Here is a 17,281-nt window from a genome sequence, read left to right on the forward strand (position 1 = left end):
TCCTTTTCTCCCTTTTTTATTTCATCTTCGTTCGTTTAACCAGGTACGCCGTCAGGATCTGGTCGAAGCCCTGAGCGATGTCGGCTTCAATAAAATCGATTTTATACTGGCCGCAGCGGAGCTTCAATTCCTGGAAATACTGCTTTACGGCCTGCTGATACGTTTCGCGAATCTGGCCCGGCTGCAGCTTCACCTTCTCCCCGGTTTCGAGGTCAATGAATTCATACGGCCGCTCGTCGAACGCAAACTCCTCTTCCGTCTTTTTGTCGGTTACGTGAAACAGCAGCACTTCGTGCAGATTGTGCCGCAGGTGCTGAAGTGCCGAAAACAGCGAATCTGCCTTCTCCGTATTATCGAACATGTCGCTGAACAATACCACCAGCGACCGTTTGTTGATTTTTTCGGCGACCTGATGGATCACGTCGGCCGCCGACGTTTTACGGAGCGGCTTGGGCTGCACCATCAACTGGTCCAGATGCGTGAACAGTTTATGAACATGCGAGGGTGTCGACTTGACGGGCGTTTGCAGATCGATCGTATCGGCGAACGTAGTCAGGCTCACGGCATCTTTCTGGCGTTGCAGCAGATACGACAGGCAGGCCGCGGCCATCACACTGAAGGTCATTTTACCGTAGTTCGACTCCGGATAATACATCGACGACGACGTATCGATCAGCAGGTGGCACCGCAGGTTCGTTTCCTCCTCGTAGCGTTTAACAAACAACTTTTCGGTTTTGCCGTACACCTTCCAGTCGATATGCCGGGTTGTTTCGCCGGTGTTGTACAGCCGGTGTTCGGCGAATTCGACTGAGAAGCCGTGAAACGGCGATTTATGTAGGCCCGTGATGAAGCCTTCGACCAATTGGCGGGCCAGGAACTCGACGTTTCCGAACGAACGTACCTGACTCAGGTTGAGGGATTGTTTCATACTCTGTACCGGATCGCCGGTCTGATCTATACTGTTGCTAACGAAGGAGTCGACGTAAACGTACCTTTACGGAACAAACTACGCAGGGCAGCGCACATAAACAAAAAACCGAACCGTTCGGTGGACTCTGCCAGGAATTGCACCAGGCGGGCAGAGGTACCAAACGGTTCGGTTAGAATAGCCCAGTAGGCCTTACGTTAAAAGCGGTTAACCGGCTCCAGCATTGGCTGAAAAGCAGTGGGCGTAGTGAAAACCGCGGTTTCGGGTGCCAGCGCAATCAGATTATGTTTGTTGACAACCCGGAGAGAAACATTGGCAACGCCCTTTGAGATCATGCCAAGTGCTTGAGCGGCCGCGTGTGAAAGATCAATAATGCGACCTTTTGAAAATGGACCCCGATCATTGATTCGTACAATTACGGAGCGGTTGTTGTCCAGATTCGTGACTTCAACCAGCGTGTTGAACGGTAGTGAACGGTGCGCGCCGGAAAGAACATCGTGCCGGACACGCTCTCCACCGGCCGTCCGTCGGCCAGTGAACTTTTTGGAGTAAAACGACGCCTTACCCTTCTGTATGAGACCCGGTAGGGCCTCTGTCGGTTTCATGTTGCTGAAAAACAACAGTAGGGACATGATAAAACTCATACAGTTTTTGGTTACGTGAAACAAATAAAAGAGGGTATGCCATTAATTTCATTCATACCAACTTTCCCCAAAAAGTGCAATTCCTATTTAACAAAGATATAGGTTAGGCCCCTTAGAACCAAGCAATTGCCGAAAAAACTGTGTAATCAGCTCCACAACTCTACTGATTTTCGGGGATTTTTCACCTCAAAATTTATTTAATAGGATTCCTTTGGTTCTGATACTAATGCCCGTATTTTAGCGTTTGCATTGCCACTTAAAATCACTGATTGTGGAAGAAAGAGAACGGGAAAAAATCTACTCGAAACGAGTTAGGGCGGGGAAGCGGACGTATTTTTTCGACGTCAAATCGACCCGTGCCAATGACTATTACCTGACCATTACGGAAAGCCGCAGACATCCACAAGGCGATGGTTTTGTGTACGAAAAGCACAAAATGTTTCTCTACAAGGAAGACTTCGACAAATTTGTGGAAGCCCTTCAGGAAACCGTTGATCATATCAAAACGGAACTGATGCCGGAGGTTGATTTCGCCCAGTTTGCACAGCGGGAACGCGACGAACTCGATGATTTTGCCAGCGAGTTAAAGTGGGACTAATCCGGGATCGATGCCGCACACACGTCTACTCTTTTCATCGTTCAATTAATCTTACTTCAGAACAGCGGCCGGTATTGCGCAGCCGGTTCATTAGCCTCGGCACCAGCCGGAGGCTTTTTTTGTTGTAAATTCGCACAAAAATCATGTCGTGAATTGACAATGCGTCTGTGAGCCGATTCTTCACAACAATCGATTGGCTCATTCCCGCATTCACTCATTCACAATTCAATTATGGGACTACAATGTGGAATCGTGGGCTTACCGAACGTCGGCAAGTCTACTTTGTTTAATGCTATATCAAGCGGGAAAGCCGAAGCCGCCAACTACCCGTTCTGCACCATAGAACCGAACGTCGGCGTTGTGACGGTTCCCGATGAGCGGCTCGATACGCTGGAAGGCCTGGTAAAACCCCAGCGGGTTGTTCCGACGATCATCGAGTTCGTCGACATTGCCGGTCTGGTGAAAGGCGCCAGCCAGGGGGCCGGTCTCGGCAACAAGTTTCTGGCCAACATCCGCGAGGTAGATGCCATCGTTCACGTAATCCGCTGCTTCGAGGACGAGAACATTGTCCACGTTGAGGGGCGCGTTGATCCGGTGTTCGACAAGGAGATCATTGACGCCGAACTTCAGCTTAAAGACCTGGAGTCGGTTGATAAAAAGATTCAGCGGATCGATAAAGCGGCCCGGGTCGGCGACGCCAAAGCCAAAGTTGAACTCGAAATTCTGAAACTCTACAAAGCCGCCCTTGAGCAGGGCAAAAGTGCCCGGACGGTGCAGGTATCGCCCGAAGAGCAGTTTGCGGCCATCGGTGACCTGTCGCTGCTGACGGTGAAGCCCGTGATCTACGTAGCCAACGTTGACGAAGGGTCGCTGCCGAACGGTAACCAATATTCCGAAAAACTTAAGGAGGCTGTTAAAGATGAAGGCGCCGAAGTGATTGTAATCAGCGCCGGTATCGAGTCGCAGATCGCTGAGATGGAGGAACCGGAAGAACGGGAGCTGTTTCTGTCGGAATACGGTCTTGACGAGTCGGGTTTGAGCAAACTGATCAAAGCGTCGTACCGGCTGCTCGGGCTGATTACGTACTTTACCGCCGGCGAGAAAGAAGTTCGGGCCTGGACTATCCACCGCGGCTGGAAGGCTCCGCAGGCAGCCGGGGTGATTCACTCCGATTTTGAGCGGAAGTTTATCCGGGCGCAGGTTATTAAACTGCCCGACTACGTGCAGTACAAAAACGAAGCGGGCGTTCGGGAGGCCGGCAAACTGTCTGTCGAAGGCAAGGAATACGTTGTACAGGACGGCGACATCATGGAATTCCTGCACGGAGCGTAGACCCAGTCAGGATCTACCGGCGCTTATTCACCCCTACCCGCACGTACCCAACCAGCTGATCGGCACGGGCTGCGGGTGGGCGGTGATACACAAACACCTCGTAATCGTTCTCCGTACCTGAATAATCGCCCTCGATCAGCGACTCGTCGGTTTTGGGTGGGTTGCCCGTCGTTTGCATGGCGTAGTTGTAATTGTATACACCCTGTTTCAGCAGAATAGCCGCCCGGTAGGCGTTCAGCGCCGGATCGTAGGTCATCCGGTTGCGGTCGTTGAGGAGCCATAAGTTAAACGCGCCGTTGACGAACACGTCAACGCCGGGCTGCTCGGTGATCCGGAGCGTAAAAACGGTTTCAATGTAATCGCCGTTGATCGCGCCGTTGCCCGTTTCCCGGTTATCAATGACGTACTGGCCGTTAAAGTCATCGCTCTGGATATAAGCTCCCCGGCTCCGGGGCTGGTCGGGCTGCACATAGGCGATGTTCCGGTCGGGTCGGCGGTCGATGCGGTCGATGTAGTTAGAGCGCGACAGCACCGTTCGGGTATCAAAGAATCGATACTCATTGCCGCCGGGCATGGTATTACTCAGGTCAACGAGCCGGTATTCCAGTACCTGATCAAACGCCCGCACATTCGTCGGCCGCAGCCCCCGAATCACTTTATCGTCGCGGTAGTTCTGCCGGATCACCACCCGGAAATCATCCTGGGGCGAAACGACCTGGTAACCTCTATAGCTCACAGTCATATCAATCTGCTGATCCGTAAACTGCCGCGCGGGATCGGTCGAAAAGCGGACCCCAGCCGCCACCGACAGCCGGTTCTGGTACGTGATGAACCGCCGGGTAAAAATCGTGTTGTTCCGGTTGCGTTCGTCGTACACCACCAGTACGTAATTGCCCGGCAGTTTCACCCGCGGCAGGGTCAATCGATAGTGGTAGTACGGTATCTTGGTGTTGATCGACACCTGATAATCCGTGATGGCATTATCATTGTATTCGTAGGTAAATTCAATATCGTTCAGAACCGACTGCTGCCAGTCGGCGTTGCAATGAAGTAGCCGGGCGCGAAACGAGCGGTAGTTGGCCGTTAAATCGTCGAATTCCAGTTGAAGGGGTGTACCATCATCGAGCGAAACGACGGGCGGATTCAGCGTTTCGGAGGGCGTACCGGCCGTACTGCCCACCTGCGGGTACAACAGCACCGTGCGAATCTGCGGATCGTAAATCTGATCAACAGTCCGCACCGGCTGTCCGGTTGCCGGAATGACCGGCAGGCTGATCAGCAAAAAAACGAGTAGTCGGTAAATAATCATTCGAAGCCAAAAGCAAAACGCATGGTAAGTTAACGAACGACCATGCCTATAGTTGCACAAAACTAGTTAGTTTGCGTTTTTACCAGTTCGCCTGCCATTATGGTTGAATATAATCCTAAAGACTGGATCCGGTTTATTCTGGCATACAACCGGGCCGACACCGTCCGGAAGTTATCGCCGGCGCTGATGGGTATGGGCATTTATGCGCTGATTGTCGTTGTGCTCATTGATAAGCTGGACCTGACCGAAAACGCTCACCTCAGGAACGTATCGCTGGTACACACCCTGCTCAGCTTCGTGATCTCGATGCTGCTGGTATTCCGAACCAACACCGCCTACGACCGCTGGTGGGAAGGCCGCAAACTCTGGGGGTCGCTGGTCAACAACAGCCGCAATCTGGCCATAAAAATCGACCAGCTGATTGGTCCGGATCAACCCCAGGCCCGCCGGTTCTTTCAGGTTATGATTCCCAACTTTGCTTTCGCCCTGAAGAATCACCTGCGGCAGGTAGTCGTCGAAACTGAGTTTACGGACAGCGATACGTTACGATTCACGGACCTGCACCGGCAGGAGCACATTCCACAGCAGATTTCGCTGGCGATTTTCGGAAAGATCAACGAACTCCAGCGACAGGGGGTTCTGCAGCTCGAACACCTACTCGTACTCAACGCCGAAGCACAGTCGCTGATGGACATCTGCGGGGCCTGCGAGCGTATCCGCAATACGCCCATTCCGTACTCCTACAGCTCGTTTATCAAGAAGTTCATCGTGATTTACTGCTTCACGCTCCCCCTGGGCTACGTATCTAACCTGCACTACCTCGTGATTCCCTTTGTGGTGTTTGTTTTTTACGTATTAGCGAGTCTGGAAATCATCGCCGAGGAAATCGAAAACCCGTTCGGGACGGACGCCAACGACCTCCCTACCGAGGACATCTGCCAGGGCATCCGCAAAACCGTTCAGCAAGCCCTGTCGGCCCCGGCTCCCGAAACCGTTCGTTTACCGAAGGATTGATAATCAGCCGAGAGCATTGGGAATCTGGCGAATGATTACCTACTTTGTAGGCTATACGCCATCGCCTTTTCTCCATGATTATGACTACCCTGAAGGCCTGTCCGAACTGTTCGGCAGACCTGGAGACTACGTATCAGTTTTGTCCGCAATGCGGCCAGAACGCCCACATTCACCGCTTCAACCTGCCTCATATTTTCCATGAGGTGTTTCACGCGTTTACGCATGCCGACAAGGGCGTTCTGTATCTGACCAGAAGCCTGGCCACACGCCCCGGCGTAACGGCCCGGGAGTATGTACTCGAAGGAAAACGCAAGACCTATTTCAATCCGTTTACATTCCTGCTGCTGGTGCTCGGTCTGAACATCACCGTCAACAGTTTTGTAAAGCCCTATACCGGCCAGCCAGACCAGGCATCCGTTTCAACGCAGCGAGCCACATCAACCATACCTGAAGCCGCCCGCCCCTTCTACGAGCGTCGGAAGCAGGCTACTACGTTCATCGAAAAACACATCAACATTGTCGGTCTGGTAGCCATTCCCATATTTACCCTCATCTTCTGGCTGTGCTTTCTGCGGTCTGGAATTAACTATGCGGAGCATCTGGTAGCCAACGTATTCTTTTCCAGCTTCTTCTCGCTGGTCTCTGTTGTCGTGACGCTCGTGCTGGGCTTTTTACTACACGCTTATCTGCCTTTTTTGAACCGTATCTTGCTCGTGTTTCAACTCGTTTATCTGACCATTGGCTATTACCAGTTCATGAATTACCATCGCCCGGTGCAATACGTCAGAACGGGGGCTGTTTCCCTCCTGGCTCTGATAACCTGGTTTGTTTTCTCAGCCGGAGCCGTGATGCTGTACATCAAATTTGGCGGATGAATCTTCTGTGTACCGACGCAAAAAAGCCGAAGGCATCTGGCCTTCGGCTTTTTTATATAACCGTAATCAAGGTAGTCAGGCCAGCTTTTTCTCCCACTCTTCGGCTTCCAGCATAGCGGTTTCCCACTGCTCCTGAAGCTGATCCAGTTGTCGGGTCAGCCGCTGATATTCTTCGTTCTTTTTCTGCAAATCCCCATTGTTGCCGTAAGTCGATGGATCAGCCAGTTCAGCCTCCAGTTTTTTCTTACGTCTTTCCAGTTCACTGATCTGCGATTCGGCTTCTTCGGCCTGCTGCGTCAGCTTCTTCAGCGTCCGCTGCCATTCCTTCCGTTCATCGTCCGTCGCGTGGGTAGCCGGTGTGCTTCGCGCCGGAGTGGCAGGGGCTGCTTTGTCGCCCTGCAATCCCTGCTTACCCTGCCCCGTGCTCGAAACGCCCTCTGCCTTGCGCTCTTCCAGCCACCACTCGTATTCGTCGTACGTACCGGGATATTCTTTGATCTGCTCGTCTTCAATGTACCAGATCTTGTTGGCAATCTGCGAAACGAAATACCGGTCGTGGGAAACGACGATGTAGGTACCTTCATACTGTTCCAGCGCCTGAATCAGGATGTTGACCGACTGCATATCGAGGTGGTTCGTCGGCTCGTCAAGCAGCAGGAAGTTCGCCTGCGACAGCAGCACTTTTGCCAGCGCCACCCGTGATTTCTCACCCCCGGACAGCACTTTGATTTTCTTGAATACTTCATCACCCGAGAACAGGAAACAGCCCAGGACCCCGCGCAATTCGCCTTCGGACTTAGTAGGGTTAGCGTGTTTCAGTTCTTCCAGCATCGAATCCTCGATGTTCAGCGATTCGAGCTGGTGCTGGGCGTAAAAGCTGAACGATACGTTGTGGCCCAGTTGCCGGCGGCCTTCGTTGAGCGGTTCGGAACCGGCTATGATGCGCAGCAGCGTGGATTTACCCCGCCCGTTTGCACCGATTAGCGCCACCTTATCGCCCCGTTCGAGCCGGATGTCAGCTCCGGTCAAGATACGTTTGGGGCCATAGTGTTTTGTAATATCGTCGAGGTGCAGAATATGGCGGCCCGGCTGGGTCGAGAACTGAAACTTAAAGTTCACCCGCGCCGACTCGTCAATTACCGCATCGACCAGTTCCATGCGGGCAAGTTGCTTCACCCGGCTCTGGGCCTGCTTGGCTTTGGTCGCTTTGGCTTTGAATCGTTCGATAAAGCGCTCCGTCTGACGGATCTTGGCCTGCTGGTTCTCGTAAGCGCCTTTCTGAATTTCGTTACGCAGGGCTTTCTCCTCCAGGTAGAACGAGTAGTTACCGGGGTAATAGTTGAGTTTAGCGCCCGACACTTCTACCGTTACGTCGATAACGTTGTCGAGAAACTCACGGTCGTGCGAGACCACCAGCACGGCCCCTTCGTAGGTCTGAATGTATTTTTCCACCCATTGGATCGACGGCAGGTCAAGGTGGTTGGTCGGCTCGTCAAGCATCAGCAGCGACGGCTTCTGCAACAGCAGTTTGGCCAGCATCACCCGCATCCGCCAGCCGCCGGAGAACTGTTTCAGCGGTTTTTGGAGATCGTCGGTCGAGAAGCCAAGACCTTCCAGAATTTCCTCCGCCCGCGACTGGATGGTGTACCCGTCGAGGGCGTCGAATTCCTCCTGTGCTTTACCCAGCTTATCGACCAGATCGTCGGTATAATTCGTTTCCATCTGGTGGAGCAGCTCGTCAATTTGCTTCTGAAGCTTATTCTGACGGGCAAACGCCTGCATGGCAACGGCCAGAATGGACTCGTCGGTCTGGTACGACAACAGGTCCTGATTCAGAAAGCCAATGGTAACGTCGCCGGCTTTGGAGATAGTACCACCGTCGGGCTGGTACTCACCGTTAATGATCCGCAGCAAGGTAGATTTACCGGTACCATTAAGGCCAATCAGACCGATTTTCTGGTTTGGTTTTATGTGCAGCGACGCGTTCTCATACAACGCCCGGCTGCCGAGGTAATACGACAGGTTGGTAATGGAAATCATAGCGCAAATTTACCAAAAATAGAACGGAACCTTGCGTTATTTAATTCCACAGGCGTATATTTGCACCCGCTTAAGCACAATTGCCTCCTTAGCTCAGCTGGTAGAGCGACGCATTCGTAATGCGTAGGTCGCAGGTTCGAATCCCGTAGGAGGCTCTTTTTTGAATTAGGGTTAATCAATTTTTGAGCATTTACAGTCTCAACTAATTGGTTAACCCTTTTTGCTTTCTCCTACAACAAAGAATACGGTTTCATGTAGTTGGTTCGTCCCCTCATCCATTCCCCGTATTGAATTAGTTAGTTGGTTGAGAAGGCTCCGCCAGCTAGCCTCTAACTGCTCCAGAACAAGTGTCATCGGCCGACCATCGAAGGCCTCAACAGATAACTGCATCAGGCTTGTCCCATCCTGGATCGACGACTGCTGTAACACATGGTCCTGTTCGACAACGTAGGCACAAGCGTCTTCCAGTTTATCGACCTGGATTGAGAAGTTACGAATCGTTTCCCGTTGATCAATTGCGTTAACCAAAGTAGCATACGTATACGCCTTCATCTTACAGGTGAATGAGCGGGCCTATAAGCTGGAGATCGTTAACCGGCCAGGGTTGGTGTACGTTGTGAAGATTGGGTAGCTTGTACTGGACCAGAACGTGTGCGCAAGCGAGCTGAGGCTATTGGGGCTCTATATTACGCTGTCGGCTCAACCGGGTCAGCCGCGAAATACAAAACATTTATTACCCTAAATCAATTCTGGTATTTACGACAGACCGATTAGGCCGAAAGCAACCTTCACAAACGATTTAGACCATGAACTTATCCAGCATCTCCTCGCAGATACCCTCGACCCAGCCTCAATGGGTGAAGCGTTTTGCCAAACTTGGCCTGGCAGCCAAAGGAGTAGTTTACTGCCTGGTTGGTATACTAGCGTTTATGGCTGCTTTTGAAATCGGCGGCCGTTCGGAACGTAATCTCAACAAACAGGGAGTCTTTCAATTTATTATGGATCAGCCGTTTGGGCAGTTTTTGCTGGCACTGGTGGCCGTAGGTCTGGTCTGCTACGCCCTCTGGCGGCTAACCCAGGCTTTTCTCGATAACGAGCGTAAAGGGAACGACGCCAAAGGCATCGGTCGTCGGGCAGGGTATGCCTTCAGCGGGTTGGTCTATGGGTTCCTGGCCTACGGTTCGTTGAGGACGGTACTGGGTAGCCAGGGTAATCAGGGCGGGGATAGTACGCGCCAGACCCTGGTTCGGGAAATTCTGCAGAAACCGTTTGGCCAGTGGCTTATCGGCTTGGCTGGCCTGTGTATCATTGGCATCGGGTTGTACCAGATCTACCGGGCCTTATCGGGTAAATACCTGAAAAATGTCCAGACGTCTTCCATCAAAACGGAACTAAAGGAGATGATCATCCGATCCGGGAAAGTTGGTTATATCGCCCGGGGAATCGTTTGGGGGCTGATTGGATACTTATTTATAAAAGCGGCTCTGGAGGCTAATGCCAGCGAAGCCGGAGGCAGCAGCACTGCTTTTGCCTTTCTGGAAAAAGCCAGTTACGGCTCGTTTCTGCTTGGTGCCGTAGCGCTGGGATTGTTCTGCTACGGTATTTTTATGTTTGTACGCGCCCGCTACGAAGTTATTAACACGAGTAGCTAAGTCATCTAGACAAGCTGGTGAACGGCCGGAGGAGTGAGACCGTATGCACTGGAATTAGTAGGCGCTAACCGGTATGAATACGGTTATACATTAAGCATTCTGCGGCAGGAGCACACTGAACGTTGCGCCCTTTCCCTCTTCGCTTTCCGCATAGACAAAACCCAGGTGGTTTTCGGCCACTTTTTTTACAATGGCCAGCCCGATCCCCGTACCCGAATATTTTTCCTTGCTGTGAAGGCGGGTAAACACATCGAAGATCTTTTCAGCATACGCCTGGTTAAAGCCGATCCCGTTGTCCTTTACTTGTATCAGATGATAGTGTTCTGAATCAGGAATAAAGGGTGCCGGTACATCGTCTTTGCTGACTTCTTTTGCGGTTATTGCTATCGCCGATTGGTCGTCAGGTTTGCTGTAGTTTAGTGCATTACTGATCAAGTTTTGAAAGAGCTGCCCTAATTGCCTTCCGTACCCTTTTAGCACAGGCAACGTATCGACTTCAATGGTAGAACCTTTTTCCTGGATCACCAGCTCCAGGTCCGAAAGTACATAGTCAAGTATTTCGTTTAAGTTGATCTCCTCCAGCTGGTGAGTTCCGTAACTAATATCGGCATACGATAGCAGGTCTTCGACAAGCAGCATCATTCGCCTGTTGGCGACTTTTACTTTTTCCATCAACCCGTTTTCTTCTTCATTCATCTTCGTGGCCAGCCGCTGGTGCAGCCGCTCGGTAAAAAAGTGCACCTTGCGGAGAGGCTCTTTCAGGTCGTGGGAGGCCGCTCTTGTAAAATCTTTGAGTGCCGCATTCGTTCGTTTTAATTCGTCAATCAGCCGTTCTTTCTGTAGTTCAATCTCTTTTATGTCGGTAACATCGGTGAAAATGATAATGAGGTGATCCCTATCCATGCGTGACAGTGAAATCTCGATCCAGCGTCCGGTCGACTCCAGTTGGTATTCGACAATGGAAGGCTCACCAGTATCCATGGTGTGGATAATTTTCTGAAAATAGGGAGTGTTTAAAATATTGGGCTCCAGTTCGACGGATGTTTTAGAAAAATAAAGCTCCTTGGGAATGCCTACGAGCTGGATCGCTGCGTCATTAGCCATGATCGGCTTACCATCAATTATCTTTCCGTCTTCATTGCGAATAACCTGGCCAAATGAAATGCCATTCGAGGAATGCGTAAAGATGTTATCGAGAATGTAATTCTTGCTTTCAAGCTCCTTTGCTTTTGCGTTAAGCTCGGTAACGTCAGCAAACGTTACCAGCAGTGAATGCTCTCCCAACCTGGCCACCACGCTGTCGTACCATGCATCAAAACTCCCTGCGGTGTAATGCGATTGTCTTCGTTCAGAGATGCCGGTCAGATATACCGCCTTGTACCGCTCAAATGAACCGATATCCTTGGTGGCTGGAAACAGCGCTAAAAAACGCTTTCCTATCACCTGCTCTTCGGAAAGGCCGCTGAGCTGTAAAAATTGTTTATTAACCCGGGTGAACATAAAGTCGGTTACGTCTCCCTGCTCGTTCAATACCGCATCCAAGACATACCAGCCATCAAGGGAATTATTGAGTATCAGGTCTACGAACTCCTGTTGCTTTTGTTTCTCCAGGCGTTCCTTCATTTGCGCATTAACATTTTTGGTGATGGAGAGGACAGCACCGTCTATTTTGCGTCGGAATACGTCAAAATAGATGTCAAGGAGTTCGTTGTAATAGGTAGTTTGTAAATCGTTGCCCGAGGTATACACCTCGATCAATTGCTGAGTAAGCTGTTTTCTACCTTCTTCACTATAGCCTGTCAACTCACTAACTTTTTGACCTTTCATCAGGCCATAAGGCAGATTTGCCTGCTGCATGGCAGCGCCGTTGAAATAAACCAGGATGAAATCAACAATCGTATTACCTGCTTCTGATTCAAAAACGGGCGCATGCAATACGATCGGTTCGGGATGGTTATCGAGTACGGACGTCAGTAGCGTTTCATTGAGCGAAATGAACATAGCCGACAAGTAGTTATTGATCAGTGAAAAAGTCTACGCTAGTCGTGACTTATTTGCTGCAGCAAGCTACAAATAAAGTGACTATGACGCCTTGCGCCAACGCTGCGTCGAACGTAGTCAAGCTCGGTGGCCGCAGTTGGCAGTTGCTTAAGCGTTCGGCTTAATGCAGAGCTGGCTAACTCTGACAAATCTCCACCATACTGTTTCAGGTCGATTCTGGAATCTATTTCATCAATGAAGACGCATCGACCTGAACGGATTATCTCCGGTGGTCAGACCGGTATCGGATGACTTTGGAAGCGGATAGGGTAATACGGTTACGTGAGTAAAACTTATCGAATACGAAAAAAGGCCGGGTGGTTCCCCGGCCTTTATGGTTACTTAACTCTCTACTTACTCACTTTTATAAATGATTACGCCTTGCAGTGCCGATTGCACCTTTTTAGCCACCTCATCCAGGTAAGTGAAGCCTAATCGCTGATGAGAGGTTTTCTCTTTGGTATAGGCAATAGGGATAAACCCAGCTTCGGGCAGCCTTGCCTGGCTGGTACCGGCCTGCTCATTACGTAGTCGACCGGTTAGTTTAACCAATCCGGCCTGCACCCGCATCGAACAGTCATAGAGCAGTTCTTTACCCGTTGCCGGTGAGGTTGCAACCACCTGAAAGGTAACCAAACCGTTATCAATGGCATGGTTGATCGTCTCCTGGGTCAAGACCTGGCTAATAAGTTGATGAGCCTCCTTGTCGGCATAACTCGTACCGACCAAAATCATGTTGGCTCCGTAGAAAGGCCCATACTGAGCTGAACTGCGCCCGGTACTGACCAGTATCAGCCACAGAGGGATTGCCAGGAGTAAGAGGTGTCGTAAACGGTGCATCATGCGGGCAGGGTCTAGTGAGCTTTGGAATGAACAAAGACGGAGGGTTTAATGTGAGGTAGGCATTGAATCCGCTCCATGACCTCTATGATACGTCGGCGTGACAAGGCTACCTGATGGCCACCGATGAGTTGTACACACACCGTTTTGGCATCGTAGCGAATTACCTTTTCGATGAAGTCAGGATTGATAAGAGCTGACTTACTGACGCGTATGTAATCGGTTAGCTGATCTTCAAAGTACTTCAGGGTTTGACTCGTCAGGATGGGTTTGGGATTGCCCCGAAAAAAGATGAACGTGTAGTTGCCGGTTGCCTCCAACCGCTCAATGGGTTGAGCGTTTCGGAGATGTCGGTACCCAGGGATGTGCAGTGATGAAGGGATCGGAGCTTGTTGAGTAAACATAGGATGAGTGTACAAACGAAGTGAATGGACGAATTATTTAGTTGGGTTGGTAAAGTCCAACAGGACTTTACTGGCCAGGAATTTAACGGCCAGTACGTTGTATGCGAGCAAGGCAACTGTTTCCCAGAAGGCTTCCCGGTAGTTGGTTTGATACAAACCCGAGCGAATATCCTGCACCCAATCAATGAGTGCAGCACAGTAGCCAATGAAACAGGCCAGAACGCCAAATACAACACACAGGAGAATAAGTGACTGGCGCATATTGTATCTTTTTAAGTTGTTGCTCTTGTTGCCTTGATGGGCAGGTAATAGCCCACTACCTGCAAATGAGTGGCCAATCCTTTAAGTACAAATACACATAGCTACCCTTGCTTACGTATACTGCTCAGGAATGTTCATTTATAGCTATCTACCAGCTAATTCGCATAATCACCAATAATCTTACTTAGTCAAAAGGATCTGCATTATTCCATAGGAGAGCTATTGTAGTTGAGGATCTTTTTCTACAGAATTGGTACACATCGTACACAAATGACACACGTTTTTTTATTCTACTAAAGATATATAATTTGTAGTATTTAAAGATTATGGATTATTAATTCGTTTCTGGATACTGTATGCACACAATCTTAAGACAGTAAATAAAAAGGTTAGGGAACCACCCACGTAGTTCTATCTATACCAAGTTAAGCCAATAGTCAACCTGAAACACTGAACTATTAGCCGGGGTACAGCCTCAACAAATCATCGATGTAGATTTTCTTATCTGCTACTCTCCCCCTCTATTGCCTTAACAGATTATGCTTCTTATGGACGGTTCTAATATCCATGTTTCCGGCACTTCTAGCGGCTGACCCCGACAAATTCAATCTGAATCGGGCTTTCGTAGATCAGCCCATTCCCCACGAAACGTATCGTCCGTACGTTTGCCGGGGTCTGCGCCGACCAAAGTTTAGCGGCTTCCTTCAGGTTCTGCACATGGTGGGACACCAATAGGCCATCCGGGGCGGTTTGCCGGTTCAGGTCGTAGCGCACCGGTTGCGTATCGCCCAACGGCTCAATGCTGATGTGCAGAGGGGGAATTTTGTAAACGAAATTGAGCAGCTTTCCCCACAGCGATAAATTGACCCGGGCTTTGACGTAGGTGAATTGGTTTGTTTTTTTTGGAACCAGAGCCGGTTGCCCCAGGCTCACCTGCTGCCGACCCAGCCTGGAATACGTTTCGGCGGTCGGGGTCAGTTTTCGACGCAGCAAGAGATAAGACGCTGTGTCAGCCGACGCTGTATCGGCGCTTGCAATCTCGTAGTCGCTCAAAAGCGTCGGGAGCGTCAACGGCTCATCGAAAAACGGATATTGATCGTCAATTGATGTAAACGAGTATAGCAGATACGGAGGGGCTTTTTTACTTTTATTGTAGCTGGCATTCAGTGAATCCAGCGGCCCGGCGTAAGCCGCATACGACTGCATGATCGGGCGGGGCTTCCAGTTGGCACCGTATGCGTACAGCAGCGCAATGTTGTACGGCATTACGTCAACGGGTAGTTTCCGCTGAAACACGTCCTGCGTACCGGCGTCGATTTTAAGTTGTGACCGTATGGCCTGAGTTGCCCGCTGGAGCGTCTGAGCGCGTACCCCGGCATCCAATACGTTCAGAAGATCTGCGCCATAGGCAGGCCATTTAACGGGCAGGATAATCAGACAGACCAGCAGGGAGCCCAACCAGACCCAATTTAAACCAGGGAAACGGGGGCGTTTGTCCGGCGTCAGCACCAATCGGTAGGCTAATAAAATCAGCAGCCATTGAGAGAAGAACAAAACGAAATGCACCCGGTCGTAGCGGACAAATCCTTCTTTGAAAGCCAGAAAGACAATGGGCGAACTAAGCAATAAACACACCCACAATCGGCTTCGAACGGGCGTAGTGAGGAATACGATACCCAGTACCAGCATTGACACCGCAGCAACGACCAATATCCTTAGCTCGACCAGATTGCCCAACACGGATATCTCCTCGTTCCAGATAGGTGTAGACATGGCTTCTGAATACCCCTGAGCAATCTGGTACGCCCGGGTCAGGAACGGCCCGAGATTGGCGAGCGGCTGCCCGGAGAGCATCCAGAGCGTGAGTAAAGAAAACCCAAATCCAAGCCACGCGATAGGCACCAGTTGCATCCGACGGTTACGGATAGCCAGGCCTGTATAGAAGATCAGCAAGGCGAATGATATGGCCAGGTAGCTCAGTTTGATTAACGAAATGATGGCCAGAATGAGCAGGACCGGCAAAACCTGGCCGTTGAACCGCCCCCTGATAGGTCGGGTAAGCACCACCAGACAAGCTACCGTTATGATATCGAGGAGATTGTATTCGACGAAGGCCAGCAACCACAGTATAATGAACCCTACGAATACCGACATGGTCTGGCTGCGGACCGCGTCAACCAGCTGGTCGACAAGCACGCCCAGGGCGTATACTGTCAGCACGAGCGTCAGACCAGCCGCCAGGATCAGGACTGATGAAGGGAGAATCAGCGATGGATACAGCAGCCAGAACAAAGGCCCATAAGTAAATACGACATCCTGCCCCCAGGTAAGTCCGTTCGCATAGGCCCAATTCAGACCAAGTATCCAGGAGGGATCAAGTCCGGTAGTGACCGGGTTCAACTCGAACGGATAACGCAGGATAGTCAGTCCGGCTATCAATCCTACCGTCAACCGCCGGGGTCGCCGGGAATCAGCCTCCAGCCAGGTCTGAAACCAGGTTGCCCAGCGGGTCAGCGGAAGCCGCTGGGCAACGATCAGCAGGATAAGCAGGAACGTTAAATGACCGCTATTCATCAGCAGCGTCCGGATCAGCGCGCCATCGCCCTTCCAGTTGAGCACGGCATTGAAAACAGGCAGTCGTGAGGGAGAAAAGTATAGGTCGCCGGGCGTTTCGAACACCACGGTACTGGCCGTCGAGTCAACCAGGCGCCAGTCCGTACGTATCTTCTCGCTTGCGTAACGAAATGATTTTGCCCCAACTGAAACGATTACGGCATCGAACGTCGGTTTCTGTTGAGTCGGTAACGCTAATCGAATGCTCCGGTAATAGTTTTGACTACTGGTGGGTTCCACACGCAGCAGGTTTGCCCCAACCGCCGTACGTTTCGTAAACGGCTCAACTTTCCGGCTAATCGAAACACGGTATATCTCTACATGAGTCAACGACTGCCTATCTGCCCCTTGCAGCCAGACTGCAACAGGCGCGGCATTTTCGCCCTTTAGAGTAATCAGCAAAACATCCATTGCCCAGCATCCCAGCAGAGCTAATGTCAGAAAAATAATAGTGGATCTGGAAATGGTAAACTTCACAAATGATGGGTGGCAATGAGTAGCGATTTCAGCCAATTCAGGCCAATGGTATCTGATTGAAGGCGCAATCTACTAAAAAGGGTCGGGTCCTGGGAAAACCGCGCAAGCGAACCCGGGCGTTGGGGAACGCTACAAAAAAATTTCTGGTCCCGAAGCTCGCCAAATTGTACCCACATCCACTTGACCTCGTCCAGCCCTCAGACCAACTTGGGATTTAAAAAAATGGCACTGCTTTTGTAGAAAATACACTGACA

15 protein-coding genes and 1 tRNA gene are annotated in these 17,281 nt (G+C 50.8%); 6 read left to right on the plus strand and 10 right to left on the minus strand.

Going from position 1 to position 17,281, the window contains the following annotated elements; genetic code table 11:
• Nucleotides 1–16 precede the first annotated feature (16 nt).
• Nucleotides 17–928, minus strand: a complete 912-nt coding sequence (locus tag DYU11_RS02085) for a DUF58 domain-containing protein (protein ID WP_119665979.1) — start codon at nucleotides 926–928, stop codon at nucleotides 17–19.
• Nucleotides 929–1,125: 197 nt separating this feature from the next.
• Entirely contained in the window at nucleotides 1,126–1,572 is a 447-nt protein-coding gene (locus DYU11_RS02090) for a septal ring lytic transglycosylase RlpA family protein (protein WP_119665980.1), read from the minus strand.
• A gap of 271 nt (nucleotides 1,573–1,843) precedes the next feature.
• Here DYU11_RS02090 and DYU11_RS02095 point away from each other — a divergent pair, with 271 nt between their 5' ends.
• Nucleotides 1,844–2,170, plus strand: a complete 327-nt coding sequence (locus DYU11_RS02095) for a DUF3276 family protein (RefSeq protein ID WP_119665981.1) — start codon at nucleotides 1,844–1,846, stop codon at nucleotides 2,168–2,170.
• A gap of 231 nt (nucleotides 2,171–2,401) precedes the next feature.
• A complete protein-coding gene (gene ychF, locus DYU11_RS02100; protein ID WP_119665982.1) occupies nucleotides 2,402–3,502 on the plus strand; it encodes a redox-regulated ATPase YchF in 1,101 nt (366 codons plus the stop codon).
• A 13-nt stretch (nucleotides 3,503–3,515) separates the two neighbouring features.
• On the opposite strand, the gene DYU11_RS02105 is transcribed toward ychF, so the two are convergent.
• Nucleotides 3,516–4,811 (minus strand): type IX secretion system plug protein, encoded by a 1,296-nt coding sequence (locus DYU11_RS02105; protein WP_119665983.1) that lies wholly within the window; start codon nucleotides 4,809–4,811, stop codon nucleotides 3,516–3,518.
• 99 nt (nucleotides 4,812–4,910) lie between these two features.
• On the opposite strand from DYU11_RS02105, the gene DYU11_RS02110 reads away from it, so the two are divergent.
• Together DYU11_RS02110 and DYU11_RS02115 are read left to right on the plus strand one after the other, a co-directional pair.
• Nucleotides 4,911–5,825 carry a bestrophin family protein gene (locus DYU11_RS02110; protein ID WP_119665984.1) on the plus strand — a complete coding sequence of 305 codons (915 nt, stop codon included), beginning with the start codon at nucleotides 4,911–4,913 and terminating at the stop codon, nucleotides 5,823–5,825.
• 74 nt (nucleotides 5,826–5,899) lie between these two features.
• Nucleotides 5,900–6,700 carry a DUF3667 domain-containing protein gene (locus tag DYU11_RS02115; RefSeq protein ID WP_119665985.1) on the plus strand — a complete coding sequence of 267 codons (801 nt, stop codon included), beginning with the start codon at nucleotides 5,900–5,902 and terminating at the stop codon, nucleotides 6,698–6,700.
• Nucleotides 6,701–6,775: 75 nt separating this feature from the next.
• Here DYU11_RS02115 and DYU11_RS02120 read toward each other — a convergent pair whose 3' ends face one another.
• The gene (locus DYU11_RS02120; protein ID WP_119665986.1) at nucleotides 6,776–8,740 is read right to left on the minus strand and encodes an ABC-F family ATP-binding cassette domain-containing protein; all 1,965 of its coding nucleotides are present in this window, start codon (nucleotides 8,738–8,740) and stop codon (nucleotides 6,776–6,778) included.
• An 82-nt stretch (nucleotides 8,741–8,822) separates the two neighbouring features.
• Here DYU11_RS02120 and DYU11_RS02125 point away from each other — a divergent pair.
• Nucleotides 8,823–8,895: transfer RNA gene (locus tag DYU11_RS02125), tRNA-Thr, on the plus strand.
• A 55-nt stretch (nucleotides 8,896–8,950) separates the two neighbouring features.
• Here DYU11_RS02125 and DYU11_RS02130 read toward each other — a convergent pair.
• A complete protein-coding gene (locus DYU11_RS02130; protein WP_119665987.1) occupies nucleotides 8,951–9,292 on the minus strand; it encodes a hypothetical protein in 342 nt (113 codons plus the stop codon).
• A gap of 254 nt (nucleotides 9,293–9,546) precedes the next feature.
• On the opposite strand from DYU11_RS02130, the gene DYU11_RS02135 reads away from it, so the two are divergent.
• Nucleotides 9,547–10,392, plus strand: coding sequence for a DUF1206 domain-containing protein (locus DYU11_RS02135; protein WP_119665988.1), 846 nt, complete (start codon nucleotides 9,547–9,549; stop codon nucleotides 10,390–10,392).
• A 90-nt stretch (nucleotides 10,393–10,482) separates the two neighbouring features.
• On the opposite strand, the gene DYU11_RS02140 is transcribed toward DYU11_RS02135, so the two are convergent.
• The 5 genes from DYU11_RS02140 to DYU11_RS02160 form a co-directional block, all read right to left on the minus strand.
• On the minus strand, nucleotides 10,483–12,393 hold the full coding sequence (locus DYU11_RS02140) for a sensor histidine kinase (protein ID WP_119665989.1): 1,911 nt from the start codon (nucleotides 12,391–12,393) through the stop codon (nucleotides 10,483–10,485).
• A gap of 393 nt (nucleotides 12,394–12,786) precedes the next feature.
• A complete protein-coding gene (locus DYU11_RS02145; RefSeq protein ID WP_147367867.1) occupies nucleotides 12,787–13,275 on the minus strand; it encodes a hypothetical protein in 489 nt (162 codons plus the stop codon).
• 11 nt (nucleotides 13,276–13,286) lie between these two features.
• Nucleotides 13,287–13,676: a LytTR family DNA-binding domain-containing protein gene (locus DYU11_RS02150; protein ID WP_119665991.1), complete on the minus strand. Its 390-nt coding sequence runs from the start codon at nucleotides 13,674–13,676 to the stop codon at nucleotides 13,287–13,289.
• A gap of 33 nt (nucleotides 13,677–13,709) precedes the next feature.
• The gene (locus DYU11_RS02155) at nucleotides 13,710–13,937 is read right to left on the minus strand and encodes a hypothetical protein (protein WP_119665992.1); all 228 of its coding nucleotides are present in this window, start codon (nucleotides 13,935–13,937) and stop codon (nucleotides 13,710–13,712) included.
• A gap of 582 nt (nucleotides 13,938–14,519) precedes the next feature.
• Nucleotides 14,520–16,790 (minus strand): hypothetical protein, encoded by a 2,271-nt coding sequence (locus DYU11_RS02160; RefSeq protein WP_147367868.1) that lies wholly within the window; start codon nucleotides 16,788–16,790, stop codon nucleotides 14,520–14,522.
• Nucleotides 16,791–17,281: the final 491 nt, after the last annotated feature.

Source organism: Fibrisoma montanum, assembly GCF_003583365.1.
Taxonomy (GTDB): Bacteria; Bacteroidota; Bacteroidia; order Cytophagales; family Spirosomataceae; genus Fibrisoma; species Fibrisoma montanum.

Coding starts and splice junctions, on each gene's coding strand:
- DYU11_RS02115 (WP_119665985.1), top strand. CDS start 5,900: ATGATTATGACTACCCTGAAGGCCTGTCCGAACTGTTCGGCAGACCTG.
- DYU11_RS02150 (WP_119665991.1), bottom strand. CDS start 13,676: ATGTTTACTCAACAAGCTCCGATCCCTTCATCACTGCACATCCCTGGG.
- DYU11_RS02105 (WP_119665983.1), bottom strand. CDS start 4,811: ATGATTATTTACCGACTACTCGTTTTTTTGCTGATCAGCCTGCCGGTC.
- DYU11_RS02120 (WP_119665986.1), bottom strand. CDS start 8,740: ATGATTTCCATTACCAACCTGTCGTATTACCTCGGCAGCCGGGCGTTG.
- DYU11_RS02110 (WP_119665984.1), top strand. CDS start 4,911: ATGGTTGAATATAATCCTAAAGACTGGATCCGGTTTATTCTGGCATAC.
- DYU11_RS02090 (WP_119665980.1), bottom strand. CDS start 1,572: ATGAGTTTTATCATGTCCCTACTGTTGTTTTTCAGCAACATGAAACCG.
- ychF (WP_119665982.1), top strand. CDS start 2,402: ATGGGACTACAATGTGGAATCGTGGGCTTACCGAACGTCGGCAAGTCT.
- DYU11_RS02155 (WP_119665992.1), bottom strand. CDS start 13,937: ATGCGCCAGTCACTTATTCTCCTGTGTGTTGTATTTGGCGTTCTGGCC.
- DYU11_RS02145 (WP_147367867.1), bottom strand. CDS start 13,275: ATGATGCACCGTTTACGACACCTCTTACTCCTGGCAATCCCTCTGTGG.
- DYU11_RS02085 (WP_119665979.1), bottom strand. CDS start 928: ATGAAACAATCCCTCAACCTGAGTCAGGTACGTTCGTTCGGAAACGTC.
- DYU11_RS02130 (WP_119665987.1), bottom strand. CDS start 9,292: ATGAAGGCGTATACGTATGCTACTTTGGTTAACGCAATTGATCAACGG.
- DYU11_RS02140 (WP_119665989.1), bottom strand. CDS start 12,393: ATGTTCATTTCGCTCAATGAAACGCTACTGACGTCCGTACTCGATAAC.
- DYU11_RS02135 (WP_119665988.1), top strand. CDS start 9,547: ATGAACTTATCCAGCATCTCCTCGCAGATACCCTCGACCCAGCCTCAA.